This is a genomic window from Phocaeicola intestinalis, assembly GCF_014837065.1.
In the GTDB taxonomy this organism is placed as follows: Bacteria; Bacteroidota; Bacteroidia; order Bacteroidales; family Bacteroidaceae; genus Phocaeicola; species Phocaeicola intestinalis.
This window is the reverse complement of record NZ_JACSPP010000038.1, coordinates 24930-35793: the sequence shown is the minus strand read 5'-3', so window position 1 is coordinate 35793 and position 10864 is coordinate 24930. Positions and strand designations below refer to the sequence as shown.

At 44.3% G+C, this 10864-nt stretch carries 9 protein-coding genes; 8 read left to right on the top strand and 1 reads right to left on the bottom strand.

What is annotated here, in order from left to right:
* The 3 genes from H9625_RS17745 to H9625_RS11725 all read left to right on the top strand — a co-directional run.
* On the top strand, window positions 1-389 hold a 389-nt coding region (locus H9625_RS17745; RefSeq protein WP_225226416.1), incomplete at its 5' end, for a hypothetical protein.
* Between the two features lie 18 nt (window positions 390-407).
* Window positions 408-950 carry a TlpA family protein disulfide reductase gene (locus H9625_RS11730; protein ID WP_087207785.1) on the top strand — a complete coding sequence of 181 codons (543 nt, stop codon included), beginning with the start codon at window positions 408-410 and terminating at the stop codon, window positions 948-950.
* On the top strand, window positions 947-1747 hold the full coding sequence (locus H9625_RS11725; protein WP_087207787.1) for an N-acetylmuramoyl-L-alanine amidase family protein: 801 nt from the start codon (window positions 947-949) through the stop codon (window positions 1745-1747). The genes H9625_RS11730 and H9625_RS11725 overlap by 4 nt, the downstream gene beginning before the upstream one ends.
* A 59-nt stretch (window positions 1748-1806) precedes the next feature.
* On the opposite strand, the gene H9625_RS11720 is transcribed toward H9625_RS11725, so the two are convergent.
* A complete protein-coding gene (locus H9625_RS11720) occupies window positions 1807-1989 on the bottom strand; it encodes a hypothetical protein (RefSeq protein WP_158098031.1) in 183 nt (60 codons plus the stop codon).
* 280 nt (window positions 1990-2269) lie between these two features.
* Between H9625_RS11720 and H9625_RS11715 the strand changes: the two genes are divergently transcribed.
* The 5 genes from H9625_RS11715 (at window position 2270) to H9625_RS11695 (ending at window position 10799) form a co-directional block, all read left to right on the top strand.
* On the top strand, window positions 2270-5011 hold the full coding sequence (locus H9625_RS11715; RefSeq protein ID WP_191764465.1) for a SusC/RagA family TonB-linked outer membrane protein: 2742 nt from the start codon (window positions 2270-2272) through the stop codon (window positions 5009-5011).
* An 11-nt stretch (window positions 5012-5022) separates the two neighbouring features.
* Window positions 5023-6660 (top strand): RagB/SusD family nutrient uptake outer membrane protein, encoded by a 1638-nt coding sequence (locus tag H9625_RS11710; protein ID WP_087398082.1) that lies wholly within the window; start codon window positions 5023-5025, stop codon window positions 6658-6660.
* An 82-nt stretch (window positions 6661-6742) separates the two neighbouring features.
* Window positions 6743-7717 (top strand): GNAT family N-acetyltransferase, encoded by a 975-nt coding sequence (locus H9625_RS11705; protein WP_022039477.1) that lies wholly within the window; start codon window positions 6743-6745, stop codon window positions 7715-7717.
* A 19-nt stretch (window positions 7718-7736) separates the two neighbouring features.
* The gene (locus H9625_RS11700) at window positions 7737-8735 is read left to right on the top strand and encodes an aldo/keto reductase (protein WP_087249924.1); all 999 of its coding nucleotides are present in this window, start codon (window positions 7737-7739) and stop codon (window positions 8733-8735) included.
* A gap of 801 nt (window positions 8736-9536) precedes the next feature.
* Window positions 9537-10799 carry a metallophosphoesterase family protein gene (locus tag H9625_RS11695; protein ID WP_087207796.1) on the top strand — a complete coding sequence of 421 codons (1263 nt, stop codon included), beginning with the start codon at window positions 9537-9539 and terminating at the stop codon, window positions 10797-10799.
* Window positions 10800-10864 lie beyond the last annotated feature (65 nt).

Sequence of the window (10864 nt, the reverse complement as noted above, 5' to 3'; positions counted from 1 at the left end):
TTCCTCATCACAGAAGCGAAAATGCCTCAAAAACTCATCCCAAATCATCGCACGATAAATTCAAAACAGCTTCTCAATCATGTATTGAGAATTATTTTCGTGGACGTTTTTCTGATTTTATGAAAAAGATAGCAGGCTGTCTGACGAACAAATTCAACGAGATAACCATCATTCTCGGAATCCTTTTCGATAGATATAGAAGATGCCGTTGTATCCATTGTGACACGATGTGCACACGATATGAGACGAACCAAGCTAATACTAACAATCCCAAACAACGTTCATTACTTGCATTACTTGGTTACAAAAGAGAAAAAAACCGTGATTATTCTTCATTATATTTCCCTGATTTGCTCGGTGTCTCGCTTTTTTGCATTATCTTTGCCTAGTGACTAAAGATAATGTGTATGAAAAAACTGTTTTTATCGATGCTTTTAGGCTGTATCCTTATGCTGAGAATAGTTCCAGCTTTACACGCGCAGCAACCTATGCCCGATTCCAATGGATATATAGTAAAGGTAGGAGATGTAGCACCCGATTTTGAAATGATGCTCACTGACGGCAGCCAAGTAAAACTTTCTGATTTACGCGGCAAAGTGGTGATGCTTCAGTTCACTGCAAGTTGGTGCGGCGTATGCCGCAAGGAAATGCCTTTCATTGAGCGTGACATCTGGCAGAAGCACAAGGACAACGACACATTCGCACTGTATGGCATTGACCGAGACGAACCGCTAGATAAAGTGAAAGCTTTCGTGGAACAGACCCAAGTAACTTATCCAATGGGGCTTGATCCGGATGCCAATATTTTTGCGCTTTACGCAGAGCGTAGTGCTGGCATTACCCGTAACGTGCTGATTGACCAGACGGGCAAGATTGTGTTGATGACCCGCCTCTACAACGAAGACGAGTTTGCGTCATTGTGCAATAAAATAGATGAATTGCTGAAATGAACCGTTTGCGACTGACACTTGTAGCATTGTGCCTGCTGTTGCTCGCACCTGCTTATGCCCAAAAGAAAAATACCCGGCGCGAGCCCTTGTTCGGAAAAGCTAATGCCACTTATCAAGTTACGTCCAACAGTTTGAAGGGAGCTACCTTTTATTTGGTAAGCGGACACGGAGGACCTGATCCGGGATGCATCGGTAAGTATCAAGGCAAGGAACTGCATGAAGACGAGTATGCTTATGACATCATTTTACGGCTGGGACGCGAATTACTAAAACGGGGCGCAAAAGTGCATTTCATCATCCAGGATGCCAAAGACGGCATCCGCAACACAACGATCCTGAAAAATAGCAAGCGTGAAACATGTATGGGAAGACCCATTCCACTAAAGCAGGTAGCACGGTTACAACAACGTTGCGACGCCATCAACCGACTTTACCGCAAGGATAAAAGCAAATACAAACGAGCGATATTCATTCATGTTGACAGCAGGAGCCGTGGCAAGCAGACCGATGTATATTTTTATCATGCCCCCCAAAGTAAATATGGAAAACGACTTGCTACTCAGTTGCACAAAACGTTCAAGGCAAAATACGATCGTCATCAACCCAATCGTGGCTTTGAGGGGACGGTAAGTGCACGTGATTTGTTTGTATTGCGTAATACTATTCCTTACGCTGTCTTTCTGGAATTGGGAAATATCCAAAACGCACAAGACCAAAAACGTCTGGTTATTCCCGATAACCGTCAAGCTTTAGCCAACTGGATTACCGATGCTATTGTAAAAGATTATAAGAAATAATCAGCAGGCGCTAATCAGGAGTTGCAAGCAATTATGTTTCACAAGAGCCAGCACTCCGGTTAGAAGTTATAGTAAGAAGCTGTTTTGAATTTCTCCAAAAAGTTTTTCTTGGCTTGATGTGTTCGTTTTCGTGTGTGCTTTGGGCGATTTTTTGGTCCTTTCCGCTTCTGTTCTTCGTCAGATAGCCCGCTATCTTCCTCATCACAGAAACGAAAATGCCTCAAAAACTCATCCCAAATCATCGCACGATAAATTCAAAACAGCTTCTAAGACAAAATTTGTTTGTGAAAAAAGAGGGTGTATCAAATTCCGGCACACCCTCTTTTTATTGAAATACCCTTATGAGAAACAGCTCTTTCTAAAAACCAACACAACCAGCATATAAATCGTCTATGTCCTGGCTCAAGCACATATTTGGGACAATTTGGGACAATATCCGAAAACTTATAATCTGTATCCATAATAATAGGAATTGTCGATAATATTACATATATTTGCATAAACCATGTTCCTTAGACGCTTATGAAAAAAGAAAAACACTTTTTGACAACATGTATTATCGTCTCTTCTTTTTGCCTGCAACCCTTGTCGGCACAAGAAAAAAAACAACATACGGAATCGATTCCCGATTCTGTATTGAACATCGGATATGCACAAGGCAGCCTGATAAACCTTTCAGGTTCGGTAGAACGGATTACCGAACAACAGATGAATAAAGAACAAATCACCAACCCTTTAGAAGCCATCCAAGGACGAGTAGCAGGACTTACCATTCTGAAAAGCAGCAACGGTATGGCTGCACTGGAATCTGTACGTATGCGGGGCACCACTTCACTGACTAGCGGAAACGACCCGCTAATCATTGTCGATGGTGTACTGGGTGACTTAACGATGCTGACATCCATTTACCCAGCCGACATCGAAAGTTTCACCATCCTGAAAGATGCATCAGAAACTGCCCAATATGGTTCTCGGGGAGCTTCGGGAGTCATCAATATTGTCACTAAAAAAGGGACGGCAGGGAAAACACGGATAAATTACAGCGGAAGCTTCGGCATAGCCCACGTCTACCGCCACTTGGACATGCTTTCAGGAACAGAATATCGAAGAGTGGCAACCGAAAACGGTCTGCACTTCCTGGACAAAGGTTATGACACAGACTTCCAAAAGGAAATAGAACAAACCGGATTGCAACAAAATCATAACATCGCATTTTATGGAGGAGGTGAAACATCGAACTATCGTGTCTCACTAGGCTTCCAGAACCGTGAAGGAGTTGTCCGACACGAAAATATGAAACTATTCACCTCGAACATGAATATGAACCAGAAGTTACTGGATGGCTTCATTGATTGCGAACTGGGACTGTTCGGCTCAGTAAAGCGTAACCGCACCTTGTTCGATTATCAAAAGACATTCTACTCGGCAGCAACGTTCAACCCTACCTACCCCAACCACAAAAATCCTGAGACAGGAGGATGGGACCAGATAACCACAGCCAGCCAGATAACAAACCCCTTGGCGTGGATGGAAGTGAACAACCAGAATGCCACATCATATTTTAGTGCCCACGCCCGCCTGACCTTCCACCTGTTGAAAGACCTGAAGCTGGTTCTGTTCGGTTCGTACACATACAGTGACAGCGAAGACTCGCAATATCTTCCTACCAGTGTATGGGCACATGGGCAGGCTTACCGAGGCGACCGAAAGTCTGAATCACTTTTGGGAAATCTGATGCTTACCTACCGCAAACACAAAGGAGTGCATTTCTTTGACGCACTGGCACTGGGCGAACTGGAGAAAGATATTTATAAAGGATTTTATACAACCGTGACTAACTTTTCTTCCGATGAAACCGGATTCGATAACCTGCAAGGCGGAGCACTCCGACCATGGGAAGGCACCGGTTCATATTTCGAAGAACCGCATCTGGTTTCATTCTTGGGACGCGTGAACTATACATTCGACAACCGTTACGTACTGACCCTGAATGCACGTACAGACGCTTCATCCAAATTCGGTAAAAACCATAAATGGGGATTTTTCCCTTCGGCATCCATTGCATGGAACATTTCGGAAGAAGCATTCATGAAACGTTTCCGCTACATAGACAACCTGAAAATACGTATGGGATACGGGCTTGCAGGCAATCAGGCAGGTATCGATTCGTATACCACCATGGCATTAGTCCGTCCTAACGGAATAACACCTACTGGCAATGCCCCATTGGTCACATACGAAAACCTCCGGAACATCAACCCCAACTTAAAATGGGAAGTGAAACGCACGTTCAATGCAGGATTCGATGTGGGATTATACGGCAATCGGCTCCTGCTTTCGGTCAATTACTACAACTCGAAAACCACAGACATGCTTTATTCCTATAATGTAAGCGTACCTCCCTTTGCCCACAACACCTTACTGGCAAATCTGGGTTCCATGCGGAACAGCGGAACAGAAATATCCATAGGCATCACACCACTGAAAACACAAGACATGGAACTGAACATCAACGCAAACATTACTTTCCAACAAAATAAACTCCTCTCGTTAAGCGGCATGCATAACGGAGAATACGTCTCGGCTTCCGAATACACCGCCATCGCCGGATTAAACGGTGCTGGCACACACGGAGGATACAACAACATCGTGTATCAGATTGTAGGACAACCTTTGGGCGTATTTTACTTACCACATTGCGAAGGACTTGCAGCAGACGGAAAAGGAGGATATACTTATCAGATTGCCGACCTGAACGGTGGCGGGGTAAACCTGGAAGATGGCGAAGACCGCTACATAGCCGGACAAGCCATTCCGAAAACGCTATTGGGTTCGAACATCAGTTTCCGCTACAAAAATATAGACATTTCCTTACAGATAAACGGAGCATTCGGACATAAAATATACAACGGGACATCCCTCTCGTATATGAACATGAACAGCCTGCCTGATTACAATGTGCTGGAAAAAGCCCCCAAACAAATGATAAAAGACCAGACCGCTACCGATTACTGGTTGGAAAAAGGCGATTATGTCAACTTCGATTACCTGACTATCGGATGGACCATCCCTCTGAAACATACCCGTTTCCTAAAAGGAGTACGCCTGGCAGGCACTGTCAACAATTTGGGAACCATCAGCAGCTATTCGGGACTGACTCCATTAATTAACTCCAGTTTAGCGGACAACACGCTAGGGGTAGACGACAAACGTACCTATCCGCTTTCGCGCACATACACAATCAGTCTTAGTCTTAACTTCTAATTACGAGCCTTATGAAAAGACAGTATACCTTTATTTTTTTGTTGCTTTCCCTCTTGTTGGGAATGCCTTCGTGCAGCAAGTTTCTGGAAGAAGACCCACGCGACAGCCTTGACGAAGACACCGCTTACGAAACGTTACAAGAGTTATTCCAAAACGGCGTCTTGTCGCTCTATAACCATATCGGCGGATACAACGACAGTCAGGGACTGCAAGGAACCGGACGTGGCGTATACGACCTGAATACTTTCACAACCGATGAAGCCATTATGCCCACACGGGGTGCCGACTGGTTCGATGGAGGATTCTGGCAAGGACTTTACCTGCACCGGTGGGGAGTGAACAACGATGCGATACACGACACATGGGAATACTTGTACGGAGTCATCATTTTGTGCAACAAGTCGCTGAAGAAAATCCAATCGTACGCAGAAAAACATCCAGATGAAGACACCCGTATCTATGCTGCAGAAGTACGGGCACTGAGAGCCATGTTCTATTATTATACCATGGACCTGTTCGGTAATATTCCCCTGCTCTTATCTTCCGACCTACATGTCAGCGACATCGAACAACAAAAGCGAAGTCAAACATTCCGTTTCATCTTCGATGAACTGCAAGATGCAGTTCCTTTCTTAAGTAAAGAACGCAGTAACCAACCAGGCATCTATTACGGAAGAATCACACAGCCAGTAGCATACTTCTTGCTGGCCAAACTGGCATTGAATGCAGAAATCTATGCCGATGACCTCTGGACAGACTCCGACAAGCCAGACGGCAAACAATTATTCTTCGACATAGATGGCAACCGGCTGAACGCATGGGAAACCGTACAATATTATTGCAGGCAGATTACCTCGGCCGGATACAGACTGGAAGCAGACTACACACTCAACTTCGCTATTTTCAACGAATCATCGCAAGAAAACATTTTTGTCATACCGATGGACAAGACACTATATACCAACCAGTTCATCTATCTGTTCCGCTCACGCCATTACAACCATGCCAAAGCGTATGGCTTAGGTGGCGAAAACGGTTCGAGTGCTACCCTCGAAGTGTTGGAAACATTCGGATACGATACCCCTGATACAGATCCCCGCTTCGATTTCTGCTATTTTGCCGGTCCGGTAAAAGACCTTGACGGGAATCCGATATTGCTGGATGACGAACAGACACCTTTGGTCTACGAACCTTGGCAAGTCAGTCTTGACCTGTCTGGAACCGCATACGAACAAACCGCCGGAGCCAGGATGAAAAAATACGAAGTAGACAAAACCGCGCTAAAGGACGGAAAACTAATCAACAACGACATTGTCCTGTTCCGCTATGCCGACGTGTTGCTGATGCAAAGCGAAGCCAAAGTACGCAACGGAGAAGACGGCAATGCCGAACTGAATGAAATACGTAACCGGGCAGGTGCATCGCCACGAACTGCTACCCTTGAGAACCTGCTGGCTGAAAGACAATTGGAATTGGCATGGGAAGGCTGGCGCCGTCAAGACATGATCCGTTTCGGTACTTTCACCCGTCCTTACAGTTTTCGCCCTCAGGTGGAAAACGAAACAAGCGGTTTTACCACCGTATTCCCCATTCCACAAAAAATACTTGGTATGAACAAAGCCATGAAACAGAATCCGGGATACGAATAACAGGTTGGCTTGATATCACAGAAGCAAAATCCTTTGCCCCGAAGCCCGTTGTTACCTAAAAAAAGTTTATCTTTGCAATATCATGGCTATCCAAGTGAATATATACGAACAGTCGAAAGACATCCCGGACCTTCCAGGAACCAATGTTTTTCATTCTACCGAGTTGTTCCAGATATTAGAACAAACTCCCGGTTACCGTCCGGTACTGCTAGTAGCTTGGGAAGGTAATAAAGCAGTAGGCAAACTACTCTGCATTACCCGGCGTAACGCACGGATTACCGGACTATGCAACAAAACGTATGCTTACGGGACAGGCGAATATTTCCACTCGGCTGTGAAAGACGAGACCATTTTCGGCAAATTTCTTTCTTACCTTACGGTACGTTTTCAAGACGATTCGTTCTTTCTAGAATTCCGTAATTTGGAACAATCGCTTTTCGGTTACAAATACTTCCGCCAGAACGGATATTTCCCTGTACGCTGGTTGCGGGTACGCAATTCCATTCATCACACTGCATTAGACAAATGGGCCAGCCCGTCCCGCAAGCGCCAGATCGCACGCGGACTGAAAAACGGAGCCCAAATGGATGTAGTAAACAACCGCAAAGACCTTGAAGAGTTCTTTGCCATGCTGAGAAAATACTATGCTTCGAAAATTCACCGTTTCCTACCCGACCTCCGTTTCTTTATTTCCCTGCTAGAACATCCTACCCGAGATAAACTGGGACAAATATTCGTCATTCGCTACAAAAACAAAATCATCGGCGGCTCTGTCTGCCTCTTTTCGCAAGACACTGCTTACTTACTATTCTCTGCCGGAATGCGGAAAAGCTATCCCCTACTCTATCCAGGCATCTTGGCTGTATGGAAAGCCATGACTTATTCACGCCAACACGGATACAGACATTTCGAATTCATCGAAGCTGGCATTCCTTTCAAAAAATATACATACCGTGACTTCATTCTCCGCTTCGGTGGCAGGCAAATCAGTACACGCCGATGGTTCAGAATCAGATGGAAATGGCTGAATCGGATACTCATTCATTTTTACATATAATCTTAAAAAAAACGACTCTATGAATAATTATGTTTACGCAGCAGACAAAAACCGTTATGAATGTGGCATGAAATACCGGCGTGCAGGAAAAAGTGGCATTCTCCTGCCGGAAATATCACTGGGAATGTGGCACAACTTCGGAGACATAGATATCTTTTCGACTTGTAAAAACATCGTCCATTATGCTTTCGACCATGGAATCACACATTTCGACCTAGCAAACAACTACGGTCCCTCAGCAGGCTCGGCAGAAGAAACATTCGGGCAAATCATGCAAAAATCAATGGCACCTTACCGCGATGAACTGTTTATCTCAACAAAAGCCGGACACGACATGTGGCAAGGTCCTTACGGAACCTGGAACTCACGCAAACATCTTATAGCCAGCCTCGACCAAAGCTTAAAACGGATGCATCTGGAATATGTAGATATTTTCTACAGCCACCGTTATGACCCGGAAACACCTTTGGAAGAGACCTTACAAACATTGGTAGACATCATACACCAAGGCAAAGCACTCTACGTAGGTATCTCTAAATACCCGAAAGACAAGGCAGAAGAAGCCTACAACTACCTACAATCGCAGCACATACACTGCCTGTTATATCAAGGAAGATACAATATGTTCGACCGTAAAGTAGAACAAGAAGGCATACTCGACCAAGCACGACAGGCTGGCAGCGGATTTATCGCTTTCTCACCACTTGCTCAAGGACTGTTGACAAACCGCTACCTGAATGGTATCCCCACCGACTCACGCATCGCACGAGGCGGTTTCTTAAAGAAAGAGTCCCTTACCCCTGAAACAATCGGCAAAATAAAAGCTTTAGACAAAATCGCAGCTTCACGTGGACAAACACTGGCTGAAATGGCACTAGCCTGGTTACTGAAAGATGACCTGGTTACTTCGGTCATTATCGGTGCCAGTTCCGTACAGCAATTGCAAGACAATCTAATGTGCTTGAAGAATACAGCATTCAGTTCCGAAGAACTCAAGCAAATAGAACAAATACTTTAAGAAACCGTTTTGAATCTATCGTGCGATGATTTGGAATGAGTTTTTGAAGCATTTCTGCTTCTGTGATGAGGAAGATAGCGGGCTATCTGACGAAGAACAGAAACGGGAAGGATCAAAAAATCACCCAAAGCACACACGAAAATGAATAGAAAAACTTTTTGAAGAAATTCAAAACAGCTTCTTCTAAGGAAATATGAATGGCCGCCATTAGCCAATCCGTCCGAGTCGGAAACGCAGTAGTACTGCATTTGCCGATGAAGTATATATCCGTAGGCGAATGCAGTATATATTCAATCACGAATGCAGTATATATTCAATCACGAATGCAGTATATATTCAATCGCGGATGCAGTATATATTCATTTTTCAGGGGTATATATTGGTTGTTGTCGGACATGCATTTTAAGACAAACATATAGTCCATCCGCTGTAAGATTCTTAATCTTACATCAGATGAAGTTATCTACTGCTGAGAAAGAATATAGTTTAGAAGCTGTTTTGGATTTATCGTGCGATGATTTGGGATGAGTTTTTGAGGCATTTTTCGCTTCTGTGATGAGGAAGATAGCGGGCTATCTGACGAAGAACAGGAGCGAAAAGGACCAAAAAATCGCCCAAAGCACACACGAAAACGGATACATCAAGCCAAGAAAAACTTTTTGGAGAAATTCAAAACAGCTTCTTAGAAAGCAGAAGCAGGTGCTTGGGAAATTAAAAGACCCCCAATTGCATATTCTCGTTTTTTCTTGCATATTCCAACTATTTTTGATAACTTGCCTTTAGAAACCTATAATTACAAGCATGAAAATACTTCATACTGCCGATTTGCACTTGGGACAAATCATTTATCAAAATTATGAACGGAACGATGAGCACGATTGCTTTTTCTCACAATTGGAACGATGGTGCCAAGAAGAACAGCCCGACGCCTTAATCGTAAGTGGGGATGTATTCGATATCCAACAACCTTCGGCTGCCGTCTGGAAATCATTTACCGACCGTTTTGTACGCTTACACCAAGCCTCCCCTACCATGCATCTGGTCATCGTCGCAGGCAATCACGATTCAGCCTCCCGCATCCAATCTAATCATGAGATATGGAAGCTGGCTAATACACACCTTATAGGAACACCGCCACCTGCCGATTTTACATCGGCAGACGAATGGCAAAAAAATTTCATAATCAGTCTGCCGAACGGGTACATTATTGCATTACCTTATATGACTGGCGAACGTACCTCCATGATTCAATCACTGCTGGACTATGTAAAAGCGGAAAATACTGAAGGGAAGCCAGTTATCATGACAGGACATCTTACTGTCAAAGGAAGTGATATGACAGGACACGACTTCGATATCGGGCACATACGTACCCAAGAAATTGCCAGCTTAGGCACAGGATACGACTACCTGGCACTTGGACACATACATAGACCGCAAACCATCGGACACAGAGATGACAACCAGCAGACAGACGTAACCTACCCTGCCCCTGTCATACGCTATGCAGGCAGTGCCCTGCACGTAAGTAGCGATGAAAACTATCCTCACACCGTCAGTGTCATAGAAATAAAAAGTCATGGAGGCAATGTACGTATACGGCAATTACGCATCAACGAATTACGTCATTTCTATCTTTTACCTGCCAATGAAACTGCATTTGCCAGTGCCGAAGAAGCACTGAACGGCATCAAACAATTTGCCGAAAAAGGTGGAAGAGGATACATCCGCTTGCAAATGGATTATGCAACATCGTTACCTTCAGATTTCAATCAAATGGTCTACACCATCACCGATGCTTATAACGGTGAATTGCGCTACAATCCGAAAATAAAATGGACAGGAACTTCAGAAAACAACACTGTCGAGGCAACCAAACCCAAATTTGAAGTAGCCGAAATACAACAGATGACAAATCCGGTTCTCTTTATAGAAAAAACCAAACAACAATATCCAGAACTCGACATGGATGAAGTACGTCAGGCATTTGTCGAAATAGAAGCGGAAGTAAAACGCATGGCAGAAGAAAGCAATGCTTCGCGCAAAAAAACAATACAGAATTAACCGCTTAAACAGCAGATTCCGAAGTCTGTAAATCATTCATTGCCAGCAAATGCATACCCCATATA